At 56.6% G+C, this 16,253-nt stretch carries 13 protein-coding genes; 10 read left to right on the top strand and 3 right to left on the bottom strand.

From position 1 onward, the window contains the following. Positions 1 to 104: 104 nt before the first annotated feature. The gene (locus DHN60_RS08585) at positions 105 to 659 is read right to left on the bottom strand and encodes an ActR/PrrA/RegA family redox response regulator transcription factor (RefSeq protein ID WP_108836881.1); all 555 of its coding nucleotides are present in this window, start codon (positions 657 to 659) and stop codon (positions 105 to 107) included. 88 nt (positions 660 to 747) lie between these two features. Beyond that, entirely contained in the window at positions 748 to 1,365 is a 618-nt protein-coding gene (locus tag DHN60_RS08580) for an SCO family protein (protein WP_108836880.1), read from the bottom strand. A gap of 78 nt (positions 1,366 to 1,443) precedes the next feature. Here DHN60_RS08580 and regB point away from each other — a divergent pair, with 78 nt between their 5' ends. From regB to trxA, 8 genes are all read left to right on the top strand, one after another. Beyond that, complete coding sequence (regB, locus tag DHN60_RS08575; RefSeq protein WP_108836879.1) at positions 1,444 to 2,841, top strand: sensor histidine kinase RegB; 1,398 nt, start codon at positions 1,444 to 1,446, stop codon at positions 2,839 to 2,841. 84 nt (positions 2,842 to 2,925) lie between these two features. After that, complete coding sequence (locus DHN60_RS08570; protein WP_108836878.1) at positions 2,926 to 4,422, top strand: PAS-domain containing protein; 1,497 nt, start codon at positions 2,926 to 2,928, stop codon at positions 4,420 to 4,422. Between the two features lie 45 nt (positions 4,423 to 4,467). Next, complete coding sequence (gene tsaE / locus DHN60_RS08565) at positions 4,468 to 4,941, top strand: tRNA (adenosine(37)-N6)-threonylcarbamoyltransferase complex ATPase subunit type 1 TsaE (protein ID WP_108836877.1); 474 nt, start codon at positions 4,468 to 4,470, stop codon at positions 4,939 to 4,941. Beyond that, a complete protein-coding gene (locus tag DHN60_RS08560; protein WP_108836876.1) occupies positions 4,934 to 5,956 on the top strand; it encodes an aminoglycoside phosphotransferase family protein in 1,023 nt (340 codons plus the stop codon). Before tsaE ends, DHN60_RS08560 begins: the two co-directional genes overlap by 8 nt. Beyond that, on the top strand, positions 5,932 to 6,618 hold the full coding sequence (locus DHN60_RS08555) for a nucleotidyltransferase family protein (RefSeq protein ID WP_108836875.1): 687 nt from the start codon (positions 5,932 to 5,934) through the stop codon (positions 6,616 to 6,618). The genes DHN60_RS08560 and DHN60_RS08555 overlap by 25 nt, the downstream gene beginning before the upstream one ends. Continuing rightward, on the top strand, positions 6,618 to 9,566 hold the full coding sequence (addB, locus tag DHN60_RS08550) for a double-strand break repair protein AddB (protein ID WP_108836874.1): 2,949 nt from the start codon (positions 6,618 to 6,620) through the stop codon (positions 9,564 to 9,566). Before DHN60_RS08555 ends, addB begins: the two co-directional genes overlap by 1 nt. Continuing rightward, a complete protein-coding gene (gene addA / locus DHN60_RS08545; protein ID WP_108836873.1) occupies positions 9,563 to 12,871 on the top strand; it encodes a double-strand break repair helicase AddA in 3,309 nt (1,102 codons plus the stop codon). Before addB ends, addA begins: the two co-directional genes overlap by 4 nt. Positions 12,872 to 12,909: 38 nt before the next feature. Then, positions 12,910 to 13,230 carry a thioredoxin gene (gene trxA / locus DHN60_RS08540; protein ID WP_108836872.1) on the top strand — a complete coding sequence of 107 codons (321 nt, stop codon included), beginning with the start codon at positions 12,910 to 12,912 and terminating at the stop codon, positions 13,228 to 13,230. A 29-nt stretch (positions 13,231 to 13,259) separates the two neighbouring features. On the opposite strand, the gene DHN60_RS08535 is transcribed toward trxA, so the two are convergent. Then, entirely contained in the window at positions 13,260 to 14,234 is a 975-nt protein-coding gene (locus DHN60_RS08535; RefSeq protein WP_234423579.1) for a phosphotransferase, read from the bottom strand. 67 nt (positions 14,235 to 14,301) lie between these two features. Here DHN60_RS08535 and hslV point away from each other — a divergent pair, with 67 nt between their 5' ends. Both hslV and hslU read left to right on the top strand, forming a co-directional pair. Next, a complete protein-coding gene (gene hslV / locus DHN60_RS08530; protein WP_108836871.1) occupies positions 14,302 to 14,871 on the top strand; it encodes an ATP-dependent protease subunit HslV in 570 nt (189 codons plus the stop codon). Then, positions 14,864 to 16,171, top strand: a complete 1,308-nt coding sequence (gene hslU, locus DHN60_RS08525; RefSeq protein ID WP_108836870.1) for an ATP-dependent protease ATPase subunit HslU — start codon at positions 14,864 to 14,866, stop codon at positions 16,169 to 16,171. The genes hslV and hslU overlap by 8 nt, the downstream gene beginning before the upstream one ends. Positions 16,172 to 16,253: the final 82 nt, after the last annotated feature.

Genomic DNA, 16,253 nt, shown 5'->3' with positions numbered 1-16,253 from the left:
CTCGACAGGGCCCAAAAAAGCCCAATGACCTTTATCTTCTCTGATTTAAAAAATCCTCGGGGGAGTCGCGTATGCGACGGGGGCAGACAGCCCCCTTGATAGGTTCAGCGGGGCGAACGCTTTGCCAGAATGCGCTGCAGGGTTCGGCGATGCATGTTCAGCCGACGTGCCGTCTCTGACACGTTGCGATCACACAGCTCATAGACCCGCTGAATATGTTCCCAGCGCACGCGATCTGCACTCATTGGGTTCTCTGGCGGTGGGGGCAAATCATCACCTTTGGCCAGCAAAGCGTTGGTGATGTCTGCCGCATCGGCAGGTTTGGACAAATAGTCCGTCGCACCGATTTTCACAGCCGCAACTGCGGTCGCGATAGCACCGTATCCCGTCAAGACAACAACCCGAGCGTCCGGGCGGCGATCGCGCAATATTTCAACGACATCCAACCCGTTGCCATCCTCAAGGCGCAGATCGACAACGGCATAGGCAGGGGGACGGGCTGTCGCGATGGCCTTGCCGCCCGCGACACTGTCAGCTGTTTCAATCTCAAACCCACGTTTTTCCATGGCTTTGGCAAGCCGACGCAGAAACGGCTCGTCATCATCGACGAGCAAAAGACTCTTGTCAGCGCCCAGTTCAGGCAATGCCGAAGTGACCATGTTGTGCTCCAGTTCCCGTGTATCGTCGTATTGTGGCTGGAAGAGAATATGTAGCGCGCAGCAGGCGGGGTCAATTTTTTCCGCGTTTTCAGGCGTTTTCTATAAAACACGCCACGCGGTCTGCCATCACCTCAGCACTCGTATCCCGGCGAAAAAACTCGACAAACCCGATTTCAGGGAAGACGAGGTAAGTAAAGGTGGAATGATCAACAAGGTAGAATTCGTCCGACTTGTCATGCGCTTTGTAATAGGTGCGATAAGCCTTTGACGCTGCATCAATTTGCTCGGGCGACCCTGTAAGGCCAATCATCTTCTCGTGCAGGTTAAAGGCGAAATCACCAACCAGTTCGGGCGTATCCCGCTCTGGATCAATGGTAATGAAGATAGGCGTCACGGACATCCCACGCTCTGCCAGCAGATCAACCGCTTCGGCATTGCGCGACGTGTCGAGCGGACAAACATCGGGGCAGAACGTGTATCCAAAGTAAATTAGGCTGGGTTCGGTGATCACATCCCCATCGGTGACGGTTTGCCCCTCGGCATTGACCAACTCAAACGGGCCACCAATCTGATTGCCATCCCCTGCAATCGTCGTGGCCGAACATTGGGCAAAGGCGCTTTCGTCGCTGGGTTGGGATATCCACCAGACGCCACCCAGAAATACGGCAGCGACAAGGGCGGCAATGGGTGCAATGATACGCGTCATGATCGTCCTTTCGGCGAGGATATTGATGTCCTAGCTATCAACCTTACACTCCAGTGCAACCAACGAAGTAGTGACATCATGGCGCAATCAGATTTTGGCTTAATCGCCGGTCAACAACGTTCCAGCTGGATCAGGCTGCGCACGATGATCCTATTGCGATGGGTTGCCATCGTTGGTCAGCTTGTCGCCCTGACGGTTGCGCAGCGCATGTATGGCCTGCAACTGGAGCTTGGGCTGTGCTATCTGGCCGTCGGCGTGTCGGTGATCGGCAATCTGATCGCCATCTTCATCTTCCCCGAAAACAAACGTCTTGCCGAGTCCGAGAACCTGCTGATGGTCCTGTTTGATCTGCTTCAGCTCGGGTTTCTGCTGGCGTTGACGGGGGGCCTCAACAATCCATTCGCCCTTCTGATGCTTGGGCCGGTTACGATTTCTGCCGCCATTCTGACAACGCGGTCGACGATATTGGTCGGGGCAACAGCCATCATCATCGTGACGTTGCTGTCCGAATTCCACCTGCCCTTACTCACCCAAGACGGAGCCCTCTTGCGGATTCCGGATCTGTTTGTATTCGGCAACTGGATCGCACTTGTCATCGCCGTATGCTTCATCGGGCTTTATTCCCGTAGGGTGACTGTCGAAATACACTCTATGTCCGACGCTCTGTCCGCCACCCAAATGGCCCTGTCGCGTGAGCAAAAGCTGACAGACCTCGGTGGAGTTATTGCTGCTACAGCCCACGAACTTGGCACCCCCCTTGCCACAATCAAGCTCGCCAGCGGTGAGTTGATGGAAGAGCTAGAAGGCCAGCCCGAGTTGCGTGAAGATGCCGCCCTGATCCGCGAACAAGCGGACCGGTGCCGGGACATTCTGCGCGACATGGGCCGGGCCGGAAAAGACGACTTGCACCTGCGCCAAGCTCCTTTGATGGCTGTCGTACAAGAGGCAGCAGAGCCCCACGTTCATCGCGGCAAGCATGTGAAATACACCCACGATCCCGATGCAGGGATCGAGATGGACCAGCCATCCATTCTGCGTCAACCAGAGATCATACACGGACTGCGCAACCTTGTTCAGAATGCTGTCGACTTTGCCCGTTCGACCGTCTGGATCGAAGCCCATTGGACAGACGATCGGATCACTCTGCGGATTATGGATGACGGGCGCGGTTTTCCCCCACAAGTTTTGGGTCGGATCGGCGATCCATTTGTCCGCGCGCGGAAGGCGGGCAACGCCCGTGTAGAACGCCCCGAATACGAAGGCATGGGCCTGGGTCTGTTCATCGCCAAAACACTTCTAGAGCGCTCGGGTGCCGGACTGACATTCGCCAACGGATCTGACCCCTACGCCAGCACTCCGGTCGACGGCGAATACCGCGGCGCAATTGTTGCCGTAGAATGGCCACGTCACAAGATCGACGCCCGCATTGGCGAAAATGCCATACCACAGGGCCAAAACGAAAAAATTAAGGCATAGACCTGCGTTCGATCCCTCCGAATTAACCCGCCGTTAACTTTAGTGAAGCATGTGTGAAGCCTCGCTAATGAAAGGTAACGGGACGTGCCTGTAGTCGAGATTATCGTGGTACTTGTCGGTGCAGGAGCCGCAGTCATTGCTGGCCTTGTGTTTTTGGGTACGCAATCGGCACCGCAAAAGGCACAGGTGGCGCCAAACCCATGCGGTATGCATTTCCTATTTTGCGATCTCGATCTGGAGCACGCAACAGATCAGGCGCGGTCGGTTCTGTTAAAGGAGTCTGGTGAAACGGATTGGCACGCGTTGCGCGCCGCACTGACTGCTCGGTTTCCCGGATTGCCGGACGGCAATGCCCTGCGCAGCCTCGATACACTGACGCTTCGTGCCGCAGCGCTGGACGATCCTGCCGTCCTGCATCTGGATCGCGAACAGGAAATGACGCGCGTTGTAATCGAAGGTGACTTTCTTATCGATGCCAGCGCCGTTCACGAGATCAAATCAACTGAGGCAGAACTTGGCACGCTTAGGCTTGCCGCTGCATCCTCGCCCTACCCCATCTGGCTCGTCGGTGCTGACGGCAAAATCCACTGGCGCAATATCGCCTACCAGACACTGGCAGATGCCGCACGTCCTTCAGACGAGGGAACAGATGATCCGTTGTTCCATCTCGATCAGGAAGAGTTGGATGAAAAGCGCACTGTCCGTGCGTCGATCAAGGTCGAAGAAACCAACCTGACCGAATGGTACAACGTCACAGCCACTCAAGTGGACGACAGCACCATTTATCATGCCGTGGACATCAATGCTGTGATCGAAGCCGAAGTGGCCCAGCGCAATTTTGTCCATCTATCCATCGGGCTGGCCATCTTTGACCGCAACGGACAGTTGGCTTTGTTCAACCCGGCGATGGTCGATCTGACCTCGCTGCCGGTTGAGTTTTTGAGCGGGCGGCCGGGCCTGCTCGCTTTTTTTGACCGTCTGCGCGACAATCGTGTGATGCCAGAGCCCAAGAATTACAGTTCGTGGCGGCAGGAAATTTCGGACATGATCGCGGCGGCTACTCATGCCAGTTACCAAGAGACGTGGACCCTCGATACCGGGCATACTTACCGTATCAGCGGGCGCCCACACCCAGACGGTGCCGTTGCCTTTTTGGTCGAGGATATCACCGCCGAAATCTCCCTCACCCGTAACTTCCGGGCAGAGCTGGAACTGGGTCAGTCGCTGATGGACACCTTTGAGGATGCTCTTGCCGTGTTCTCCGCTGCCGGTGTTCTGACGTTTTGCAACGCAGCCTTTCGTGAAATGTGGGGCATGGATCCCGAAGGAAGTTTCGCAGATGTCACGATTGTCGACTCTCTGAAGGAATGGCAGGCGCAGGCGGAACCAGACCCTGCTTGGGCTGATATGCGGGATTTTGTAATGAAAGTGGGCGAACGCGCCACGTGGGAAGCAGAAGTGATCCACAAAAGTGATGGGTTGTTTACGGCGCGTCTGTCGCCCATCGCATCCGGTGCAACGGTCATCCGCTTTTCGGTTAAAGACCCAGCTCAAAAGGCCTCATCCCAACTGCCTGCCTGAGGTCATTGTGCTTGCAGCGCCCGGTGATGCAGATAGTTTGGCGCAATGAGCCAAAGCCCACTCACTTTTGACTGGCCAGATGCGGATGCGACTGCACACAGCGCAATCGCGCTTGGTGCTCAATTGCGTCCGGGCGACACGGTCCTGCTGAGCGGGCCTGTAGGCGCTGGCAAGACGCATTTCGCCCGCGCGTTGATCCAATCTCTTTTGGAAACGCATGAGGATGTCCCCTCCCCGACTTTCACTTTGATCCAGACTTATGACACGCGGCACGGCGCGCTTTGGCACGCCGACTTGTACCGTATTTCCACGGACACAGAGATTGATGAATTGGGGCTTGTGGACGCGTTTGAGGACGCCATTTGCCTGGTTGAGTGGCCAGATCGCCTTGGCCCGCTGGCCCCGGCGGATGCACTGTTGATCGACATCTCTTACCGGGACGATGGGCGCGTTGCTCAATGGGAATGGACTGCCCCCAAATGGAACACCCGCTTGGCAGGAGTCCTCCAGCATGCCTGATCGCGCTACCCTCATTTCTAGCTTTCTGGATCAGGCGGGTTGGGGCGATATGCCCCGAACACTGGTAGCCGGCGACGCATCGAACCGTCGATATGAGCGATTGGAACGCGACGCGCAGACCACCGCCATTCTGATGGATGCGCCCCCCGACAAAGGCGAAGATGTACGCCCCTTTGTGCACATCACAAACCATCTGCGCGAGGTTGGCTTGTCTGCGCCTGAGATTTACGCGCAAGACGATACACATGGCCTGTTGCTCATCGAAGACCTTGGCGATGACCTCTTTGCGCGTGTCATGGCGGCAGATTCAAAGTTGGAAGAGCCGCTATATGCGGCCTCCGTCGACGTTCTGGTGCATCTGCATCAGGCGCACTCCCCCGACTTGCCGCGCTACGATGCAGACATCATGACAGACCGCGCGGCGCTAGCCTACGATTGGTATCAGCGCGGAGTGAAAGGCAGCGTCAATGCAACAGAAAAGGATGCGTTTGTTACCGCCTTCCGCTCCTGCCTTGAGCCACTTGATTCCGCGCCTGCCGTCTTGATCCAACGCGATTATCACGCCGAAAACCTGATCTGGCTGCCCAACCGCACGGGCGTCCGGAAGGTTGGCTTGCTGGATTATCAGGACGCCATGCTGGGCCACCCCGCTTATGATCTGGTGTCCATTGTGCAGGACGCCCGACGTGAAGTGCCGGGGCATGTAGGTGAAGCGATGATCGCGCGATACATTGGCGCGACGCATTTGGACGAAGACCCGTTTCGAGACGCCTATGCCCTGCTTGGTGCGCAGCGGAACTTACGCATTCTGGGCGTATTTGCCAGACTTTCCATGCACTATGGAAAGCCGCATTACGTCGATCTGATCCCGCGCGTCTGGGGAAATATCCAAACCAACCTGTCTCACCCTGCGCTGGCATCCATCAAACCCTTGATCGACAACACACTGCCTGTTCCCAACCCGGACCTTTTGCAAAAGCTCAAAGACCAATGCGCCACGATCCCATTGCCTTAATGCTATTTGCCGCCGGGTTCGGAACCCGGATGAAGCATCTGACAGCGCACCAACCCAAACCGCTGGTCAAAGTGGCTGGCGGCGCGCTGATCGACCACGCGCTTGCGCTTGCTCATGAAGTGAACGCCGCGCCAATCGTGGCGAACCTGCACTACCTGCCCGAAATGCTGGAACAGCATCTCGCTGGCACAGACGTGCACACAATTCGAGAAGATCCACAAATCCTCGATACAGGCGGTGGGTTGCGCAACGCCCTGTCACTTCTTGGCACCGATCCGGTTCTTACTCTGAACTCCGATGCGGTTTGGGCGGGGCCTAATCCGTTGGACCTGCTGATGCAGGCGTGGGATCCGTCAAAAATGGACGCCTTGCTGATGTGCGTCCCAAAGGCACGGGTGCATGGGCGCAACGGCAAAGCTGACTTTGAAATTGACCCGCTGGGGCGACTGCATCGAGGCGATGAAACGGTGTACGGCGGCGCCCAAATAATGAAGACCGATCTACTCGAAACAGTCTCTGAGCAGGCTTTTTCGCTGAACGTCATATGGAACAAGATGGCTGACAAAGGTCGGCTGTTCGGCCTGTCATACCCGGGACACTGGTGTGACGTCGGTCACCCCGGTGGGATCGTCGAGGCCGAAGCGATGTTGGAGAGGTTTTGATGTTTGATCCATCCACATCCCCTCGGGTCTTTGGCTGTGCGATGGGCGTCGATTTCCCCGCCGCTGTGATTAGGGGCCTTGAAGAAAGGCTGGAAAACGCAACACCAGATGCATGGGCGCGCGTGACCCTTTTGGTGAACACACGCAGGATGTCACGCCGTCTGCGAGATCTGTTCGACGCAGGACCTGCACGTTTGTTGCCTCGCATTCGTATGATCACCGATCTCGATGATCTGTTGCCCGGCGACGCATTGCCCCGGCCCACCTCGCCATTGAGGCGTCGGCTGGAACTCGTGGCTTTGACCAACAAGTTGATCGAACAGCAAACCGGCTTTGCCCCTGAAACCGCCGGTTTCGATATGGCCGATAGCCTCGCCACCTTGATGGACGAGATGCAGGGCGAAGGCGTCACTGCTGCAGATATCGCAAATCTTGATGTGTCAGACCAATCCGGACACTGGGCGCGCGCGCAGGCGTTTATCGCCATTGCGCAATCCTATATTGATGGATCAAAGACAGCGCCTGACGCAGAAGGACGACAGCGCGAAACCGTCCTGAATTTGGCGGCACATTGGGCAAAAAACCCCATAACAGACCCTGTTCTTGTCGTTGGTTCCACCGGGTCACGCGGCACCACACAACTGCTGATGCAAGCGATTGCTGCCCTTCCGCAAGGTGCCGTCATCCTCCCCGGTTTTGACTTTGACATGCCGAATGTCTGGGATGACATAGCCAAGGATAAGGCCGGAGAAGATCATCCACAGTTTCGGTTTCTCAAGCTGGCACAGGCGATGGGCATTCACCCAAATGATATCACCGCCTGGTCCGGCAATGCCGTCCCGACACTGGTGCGCAATCGGTTGATCTCTCTCGCTTTGCGGCCTGCACCTGTTACGAATGCATGGCGAACCGAAGGACCCAAACTGGGTGACCTGGACGTCGCCACCGCACAGATCACCCTGGTCGAGGCCGGCACGCCACGCGCCGAGGCCATCACGATTGCAATGCGCCTGCGCGAGGCCGCCGAAACCGGACAGCGCGCCGCCTTGATTACGCCTGACCGTATGTTGACCCGGCAAGTTACTGCTGCGCTGGACAGATGGAACATCTTGCCAGACGACAGCGCGGGTACACCGTTGCACCTGACCCCACCGGGTCGCTTCCTGCGTCATGTGGCCGGCCTTTTTGATCGCCAACTAGATGCCGAGGCCCTACTCACCCTTCTCAAACATCCGCTGACGCATTCGAGCCATGGGCGCAACGATCACATCCTGAAAACCCAAAAACTGGAATTGCGGATGCGCAAGACGGGTCTTCCCTACCCCGATCGCGACAAACTCATCCGCCTTGCGCCGCTTGCTGACAAAAACCATGCTGAGGCCATGGAGCTTTGGGCCCAGTGGGTCGCGGATGTGACCTGCTCGAAATCGATTTCCGGCAAGTTGAGCCTGACCGAATGGGTAAATCGCCACATCGCATTGGCAACGGATATCGCCAATGGACCAGACGGGTCAGACGCTGGCGAATTGTGGCTAAAAAAGACGGGCCAAGAGGCTCGAAAGACCATGGCGGACGTTTTGGCCGAGTCCAACGACACAGTGGAACTAACCGCGTCGGATTACGCCAACCTGATCGGTGGCATCCTAAGCCAGGGCGAAGTGCGCGACCGGGACTCACCACATGCTTCGAACATGATCTGGGGCACGCTTGAGGCACGCGTTCAAGGCGCTGATCTGGTTATACTTGCAGGATTGAACGATGGCACTTGGCCGGAAGCCCCCAAACCTGACCCTTGGCTGAACCGCAAGATGCGGCAGGATGCCGGGCTTTTATTGCCCGAACGACGCATTGGCTTGTCAGCCCACGATTTCCAACAGGCCATCGCAGCGCCAGAGGTGTGGCTCACGCGGTCGATCCGGTCGGATGATGCTGAAACGATCCCATCGCGCTGGATCAACCGGCTCAAGAACTTGTCGGTGGGACTGGCCGCGCAAGGCGCCCCCGATGTCTGGAGCCAAATGCAGGAACGCGGCGCTGTCTGGTTGGCGCGCGCCCGCCAACTAGAGGCGGCCAGTGATGTCGACAAGGCAAAACGCCCCGCACCATGCCCACCGGTATCTGCCCGCCCGCGCAGTATGACTGTTACAGAAATACAGACCCTAATAAGAGATCCTTACGCGATTTATGCCAAACACTGCCTGCGTCTTCGCGCCCTCAAACCCCTGGTGCAAAGCCCCGATGCATTACTGCGCGGAATACTGTCCCACGATGTGATGGAGCATTTCGTCAAGGCGACGCTAGACGATGCCAGCACATTGAGTACTGACGCCCTTTTGGAACACGCACGACAGGTTTTGGACGCTGATGTGCCATGGCCAGCCGCCCGCGCCCTGTGGTTTGCCAGATTTGAGCGAGCCGCCTCGTGGATTGTTGAAACCGAGCAAACACGGCAGTCGATTGCCACGCCAACCTTGTTCGAAGCGGACGCTGTCGGCCGGCTCACCCTGCCCTCCATCGCCACAACGCTTGAGGGGCGCGCCGACCGTATTGACGTTGATCCAAATGGTGACGTGATCATCTACGATTACAAAACCGGCAAGCCGCCCGCGAAAAAACAGCAGACTCATTTTGACAAACAACTGCTGATCGAAGCCGCAATGGTAGAAGAAGGCGCTTTCGGGAAACTGGGGCCTCGCAGCGTTCGCGCCGCCCAGTTCATCGGGTTGGGATCCACACCAAGCACCGAGGACGCTCCGATTGCGGATGAACCGGGACACAAAATCCTCGCAGAGCTGGTCAGCCTGCTGTCTGTTTATCTTGAGGGAGACAAGGGCTATGCCTCGCGGCGCGCCGTCGAAAAAGACACGCATGAGCGCGACTATGACCAGTTGGCGCGCTTTGGCGAGTGGGACGTGTCTGCAAACCCGGAACCCGAGGTTCTGACGTGACTGGGTTCAACGAAGCAACGCGCCGCCAGCACAGCGCCGCAGAGCCGATGGCCTCAACATGGCTATCGGCGAACGCGGGATCTGGGAAAACGCGTGTTTTGACTGACCGCGTAGCGCGCCTGCTTTTGGAAGAGGTCGAACCACAACATATCTTGTGCCTGACATATACCAAAGCTGCCGCGTCAGAGATGCAGAACCGACTGTTTCAGCGCCTAGGCGAATGGGCCATGCTGGATGACGATGATTTGCGTGATGCTTTGGCTCAACTTGGCCTTGATCGCACCCCATCTTCTGACGATCTTTTGCGTGCCCGTACATTATTTGCCCGCGCTATTGAGACTCCGGGTGGGTTGAAAATACAAACCATCCACTCGTTTTGTGCGTCTCTATTACGGCGTTTTCCGCTTGAAGCTGGGGTAAGCCCGCAGTTCACCGAGATCGAAGATCGTGCCTCTGATCTGTTGCGGGCGGAATTGGTGGATCAGATGGCGGATGGACCTGACGCCGCCCTTTTGTCGGCGTTGGCGCGCCAATACACTGGCGAAGAATTCGTGAAGCTGACCAAAAGTATGGTCGGCATGGCGGGCGCCTTCACAGACCTGAATTTAGATGCCGCACTTGGGTTGTTTGACCAACCAGCAGGGCTGTCCCGTCAGAGCATTGAAGCAGAAACCGTGGAAGCTGGCGATCTTGACGTCATCCGCGCATTTACTTTGATCCTTGCCGAAAATGGGAAACAAGACAGTGGCGTTGCGGATAAACTCAGGCTGATCGATGCAAAGGATCCGCTGCCAGCCTTGATGGCCGCATTTCTGACTCAGGCCGGGACACTCAAGGCCAGATTCCCCACAAAAAAAACCAAAGATGATGCCGCGCACCTAATGCCACAGATTGAGGCATTGATGGATCGCGTGTTTCTGGCGCGTCAAAAGTTGCTGTCGCTTGATGCCTCTGAACGCACCGTTGTCCTGCACCAGTTCGCTCAAAGGTTCACTCAGGCTTACATTCGCGCCAAACAACGACGCGGATGGTTAGACTTTGATGACCTGATCCAGAAAGCGCGTCAGTTGCTCAGTGATGATCGCGTGGCAGCATGGGTGCTCTATCGGTTGGACGGGGGTATTGACCATATCCTTGTGGACGAAGCGCAAGACACCAGCCCAACGCAGTGGGACGTGATCCGTCGATTGGCCGAGGAGTTTTCCAGCGGTGAAGGCGCGCGCGCAGATGTGACCCGCACAATTTTCGTGGTCGGAGACAAGAAGCAGTCGATTTATTCCTTTCAAGGAGCTGACCCGCGCGAATTTGACCGGATGCAACGGGAATTCGGCACGAAACTAAGCGAGGCAGGTCAAAGCCTGCGCGACGAAACGCTCGACTATTCGTTCCGGTCTTCGCCTGCCATTCTGCGTCTGGTCGATGAGGTATTCAAAGAGGCCGGGCACGCCGGTTTTGATGGCGGGCAGCATCTGGCGTTTAATACAGATTTGCCTGGACGCGTGGATCTATGGCCACTTGTTCCTAAACCAGAGAAAGAGGACGAGCAGGAATGGTTCGACCCGCTGGATCGGCGCAGCCCAGAGCATCAGTTTCGTGTTCTGGCCAAACAAGTCGCCACCCAGATCAAGCAGATGATCGACGACCGGGTTCTGATCCCGGACAAAGCCGGCTCTCGCCCAGTTCAGCCGCGCGATTTTCTGATCCTCGTGCAGCGACGCGGCGGTATTTTCCCGGACATCATTCGCGCCTGTAAAGAGATGGAGTTGCCAATCGCCGGGGCTGATCGTCTGAAAGTCGGCGCCGAGATTGCAGTGCGCGACCTTGGTGCGTTGCTCGCCTTTCTGGCAACGCCAGACGACAGTCTTTCCCTGGCTACAGCGCTCCGCTCGCCCTTGTTTGGTTGGTCAGAACAGGATTTGTTCACCCTAGCCCATCATCGCGAGACAGATTTCCTGTGGGCGACATTGCGCCTCAAGGAAACCGAGTATCCAGAGACAGTTCAGATCCTTTATGACCTGCGCGACAATATTGATTTCCTCCGCCCGTATGACCTGATCGAGCGGATTTTGACGCGCCATGGCGGGCGCAAGCGTCTGCTTGCCCGGCTTGGGGCAGAAGCCGAAGATGGGATTAACGCGCTTTTGTCTCAGGCGCTGGCCTATGAGCGCGCGTCTGTGCCCAGCCTCACAGGTTTCTTGGCGTGGATGGAGACCGATGACCTTGAGGTAAAACGCCAAGTCGACAGCGCATCGAACCAGATCAGGGTGATGACAGTGCATGGATCTAAAGGGCTGGAAGCGCCCATCGTGATCCTGCCTGAATGCGGCAAGCGTGACATCCAGATCCGAGATGAGATCATCAAAATGGACGGTGTCCCGGTCTGGAAAATGCCCTCTCCTTTGCAGCCGGAACCGATGGTGAACCGCATTGACCAGATGAAAGTGGCCCAGCGCGAGGAATCGTTGCGTCTGCTTTATGTGGCTCTGACACGGGCAGAAAAGTGGCTGATCGTTGCAGCGTCTGGCGAATTGGACAAGAACGGAGAGGATTGGCATCAGCGGGTTGAGGCAGCAATGCACACATCCGGTGCATTCCACCTGCAGACACCAGCGGGCGATGGTTTGCGGATGGAACATGGGGCGTGGGACATGACAGCACCTGCGTCTGATCCGCCGAAAGACGCAGCAGCACCCCAACTATCAGACTACTTTTCTACCGCCGCCCCCGAGGCGACGCCTGCACCGCAAGCCATTTCACCATCAGACATGGGCGGAGCCAAAGCATTGCCCGGCGATGGATTGGATGAGGAAACGGCGATGGCTTATGGCACGTGGGTCCACCACCTGCTGGAGACGCGGGGAAACCCCTACGTCGCTCCACCACCAGAATTATCAACTGACTTACAGCAGGAAGGCATAGACGAGGCCCAAGCAGTATTGAGCGACCCCAAGTTGGCAGCGGTTTTCGACCCTACCACTTTGGCAGAGGTATCAATGACCGCCCGTTTGGGCAGGCAAACGCTGCATGGCACCATCGACCGCCTGATTATCACCCCGGATGAGGTGCATATCATCGATTTCAAAACCAATCGCGTCGTTCCAAGCACATCACAGGACTGCCCCGAGGGCGTGTTGCGTCAGATGGGCGCCTATGCACATGCCATTGCGCAAATCTATCCTGCACACAGTCAGCGACTGAGCATTTTGTGGACGCGGAGTGGAGAATTGATGCCCCTCCAGCACGATATGGTGATGACGGCCCTTCATCGTACGCCATATCTTGACGATGACGGACCGGGTACATAGGTTGCCGTCTCACGCGTGGTGCATCCAGGAGAGATAGAATGGCAACTGTGGCCGTAACAGATTCGACATTTGACGCCGAAGTCCGAAATTCCGACGTCCCCGTTGTGGTGGATTTCTGGGCAGAATGGTGTGGCCCTTGTAAACAGATCGGCCCCGCACTCGAAGAGTTGTCGAGCGAGATGGAAGGCAAAGTGAAGATCGTCAAAGTAGACGTGGATTCGAACCCCAACTCGCCTGCTCAGATGGGTGTGCGCGGTATCCCTGCACTGTTCATCTTCAAAAACGGTGAGGTTGTTTCCAACATGGCAGGTGCCAAGCCAAAAGCAGCACTGCAAAGCTGGATCGAAGAGTCGATCTAAGCCCCTGTAGAATTTGTTAGGATCGCGCGTCAGGCAAAAGCCCGGCGCGCGATTTTTTTTATGCGTTCAAACCGCATGACACTGGCAAGCGTTTTCTTATCCGACATGCGGTTCCAATCGGTCAGGATTTGTATCCTCATAAGAAAGTGCACCACCGGGTCGTTTGACGAGACATTCCCATAGCCTTCAAAAAAAGCCTGCATCGCATCCGGCGGCAGCACGTGACCTTTTGGCAGGCTGTCCAGATCCCCAACCATTTGCACGTAACTGAGCAAGAAGCGCGCGATATCGTAGCCAACAGGCGCCGTCGATGGCGCCAGAAAATCAAGTGCAACGGCACGCGTTCCATCGATCAGGATATTGTGCGCGTTCAAATCGCCATGTTTCGAAGAAACCTTGCCCAAATGCCCTGTCGCATCCTGCGCATAAGAGCCCATGTCTCGCGCCAATGAAACAAAGCGTTTCTGACCAAGTATTTTGCGCTCGCCCCGTTCCATTTGATCCGACAGGCGGTGCATATGATCTAGCATGAACTTGGGTTGAAACGGACGCTCTTGCTCAAACGTGGCCGCATGAAACGCGCCAAGCCAAACACCAGCGGCATGCAAGAACGGTTCATGATTTTCGTTTCGGCGACATAGGTTCAGGAACGTCTCGCCAGAAAAAAACGACATGAGATAACTCTGGCGGTCCACATCCTGCGCCAAAATCTCTGGAACGCCCGCTGCCTCGTGCCCAGACAAAGCGGTATGCGCGTTTCGATGTGCGTCCAGTATTGCGCCAAACCCGGCTTGATCGACTGGGCGCAACGCATGTTTGAGCACAACAGCTGCGCCATCTGGCCCATCATACCTTTGAACAATATGTAAACGGTTGGCATCATCCTTGATCCATTCAGCACCCACTGAATAGCCCGTCGGATCAATGCCAGCTTCACTTGCCAAAGGGAGAAATGTCTCGCGCGCTGATTGGCGCAGATAATCGCGGTTGAGCACAGAGGTCACTTCAGGCTTTGGCCTTGCGAAAGAGGGATGGCGGTTTCATATGGTATCGTAACTGGAAGGCAAACTTATGACCAAAGAGAATTTCCCCGGCTGGCACGGCACCACGATCATCGGCGTGAAAAAAGGCGGTGAGGTTGTGATCGCAGGCGACGGCCAAGTTTCCCTTGGGCAGACAGTGATCAAAGGAACCGCGCGCAAGGTGCGTCGCCTATCCCCCGGCGGCTTTGACGTTGTGGCAGGGTTTGCCGGATCGACTGCCGATGCATTCACTTTGCTCGAACGGCTTGAAACCAAGCTGGAGGCGACGCCAGGCCAACTGGCCCGCGCCAGCGTGGAACTGGCCAAAGACTGGCGCACCGACAAATACCTGCAAAAGCTGGAAGCCATGCTGATCGTCACGGACGGAACCGATTTGTTCGTGATCACCGGGGCGGGCGACGTGTTGGAACCCGAACATAGTGTCGCGGCCATCGGGTCTGGCGGGAACTATGCCTTGGCCGCTGCCCGCGGCATGATGGACAGCGATCGCAATGCCGAGACCGTCGCCCGTGATGCGATGGCCATCGCCTCAGATATCTGTGTCTACACCAACGGAAACCTGACCGTTGAGACGATCAAAGGAACGACGAATGACTGACCTCACCCCGCGCGAAATCGTCTCAGAACTTGACCGGTTCATCATCGGCCAAGCCGACGCCAAACGCGCTGTGGCCGTGGCCTTGCGCAACCGGTGGCGCCGCAAACAACTGGGCGATGATCTGCGCGATGAAGTCTATCCCAAGAACATATTGATGATCGGCCCCACTGGCGTGGGCAAGACCGAGATTAGCCGCCGCCTCGCCAAACTGGCGCGCGCGCCCTTTCTCAAGGTTGAAGCTACGAAATTCACAGAGGTTGGTTATGTCGGCCGTGATGTCGAGCAGATCATTCGGGATCTTGTCGATGCGTCGATTGCGCAAACCCGTGATCTGATGCGGGAAGATGTAAGAACCAAAGCCAAGGATGCCGCAGAAGATCGCGTAATCACTGCAATCGCTGGAACTGATGCGCGGGACAACACGCGGGAAATGTTTCGCAAGAAACTGCGCAGCGGCGAGTTGGACGATACCGTGATTGAACTGGATGTCGCCGACACCTCAAACCCATTTCCGGTGATGGATATTCCCGGGCAGCCTGGTGCTGGGGCGGGCATGATGAACCTTGGCGATCTGTTCGGCAAAGCGATGGGCGGTCGCACGACCCGCAAAAAGCTGACTGTCGCCTCCAGCTATGACGTGCTGATCGGGGAAGAGGCGGACAAACTGCTCGATGATGAAACCGTCACAAAAACCGCACTTGAGTCAGTGCAGGAAAACGGAATCGTTTTTTTGGACGAGATCGACAAAGTGTGCGCGCGTTCCGATGCGCGTGGCGGAGATGTAAGCCGTGAAGGGGTGCAGCGCGACCTGCTGCCCCTGATCGAAGGGACAACCGTCAGCACGAAACATGGTCCCGTCAAAACTGACCATATCCTGTTCATTGCGTCCGGCGCGTTCCACATCGCCAAACCGTCCGATCTGCTTCCCGAATTACAAGGTCGCTTGCCCATTCGGGTAGAGCTGCGGGCGCTTACTGAAGACGACTTTGTTCGTATTCTTGAGGAAACGGACAACGCACTGACCTTGCAGTACTCTGCTCTTATGGCCACCGAACAAGTGACTGTCACGTTTGAGCCCGAAGGCATCCGCGCACTGGCGCGCATCGCCGCAGAGGTCAATCAGGCCATTGAAAATATTGGCGCGCGTCGTCTCTACACCGTCATGGAACGCGTGTTTGAGGAGCTTTCTTTCAACGCGCCGGATCGGGGCGGGGACGAAATTGTCGTGAATTCCGCCTTTGTAGAGAAACATCTGGGCGAGCTTTCGCGGTCGACTGACCTCAGCCGTTATGTGTTGTAGTCCTACAGATTGATCTGCACTAAGGCTTGTGCAGGCAGTATCGGGAACAAGCGTATGCGGTGGGTCATATTAACTTTTCTTA

This window comes from Tateyamaria sp. Alg231-49, assembly GCF_900143535.1.
Classification (GTDB): Bacteria; Pseudomonadota; Alphaproteobacteria; order Rhodobacterales; family Rhodobacteraceae; genus Tateyamaria.
The sequence above is the reverse complement of the archived record's forward strand: the minus strand, read 5'-3'. Positions and strand labels throughout refer to the sequence as shown.

What these genes read in the sequence shown, in the direction of transcription:
- DHN60_RS08555 (WP_108836875.1), top strand. Translation starts at nt 5,932, where the DNA reads ATGCGCCACGATCCCATTGCCTTAATGCTATTTGCCGCCGGGTTCGGA.
- DHN60_RS08580 (WP_108836880.1), bottom strand. Translation starts at nt 1,365, where the DNA reads ATGACGCGTATCATTGCACCCATTGCCGCCCTTGTCGCTGCCGTATTT.
- trxA (WP_108836872.1), top strand. Translation starts at nt 12,910, where the DNA reads ATGGCAACTGTGGCCGTAACAGATTCGACATTTGACGCCGAAGTCCGA.
- DHN60_RS08585 (WP_108836881.1), bottom strand. Translation starts at nt 659, where the DNA reads ATGGTCACTTCGGCATTGCCTGAACTGGGCGCTGACAAGAGTCTTTTG.
- hslV (WP_108836871.1), top strand. Translation starts at nt 14,302, where the DNA reads ATGACCAAAGAGAATTTCCCCGGCTGGCACGGCACCACGATCATCGGC.
- DHN60_RS08560 (WP_108836876.1), top strand. Translation starts at nt 4,934, where the DNA reads ATGCCTGATCGCGCTACCCTCATTTCTAGCTTTCTGGATCAGGCGGGT.
- addB (WP_108836874.1), top strand. Translation starts at nt 6,618, where the DNA reads ATGTTTGATCCATCCACATCCCCTCGGGTCTTTGGCTGTGCGATGGGC.
- hslU (WP_108836870.1), top strand. Translation starts at nt 14,864, where the DNA reads ATGACTGACCTCACCCCGCGCGAAATCGTCTCAGAACTTGACCGGTTC.
- regB (WP_108836879.1), top strand. Translation starts at nt 1,444, where the DNA reads ATGGCGCAATCAGATTTTGGCTTAATCGCCGGTCAACAACGTTCCAGC.
- tsaE (WP_108836877.1), top strand. Translation starts at nt 4,468, where the DNA reads ATGAGCCAAAGCCCACTCACTTTTGACTGGCCAGATGCGGATGCGACT.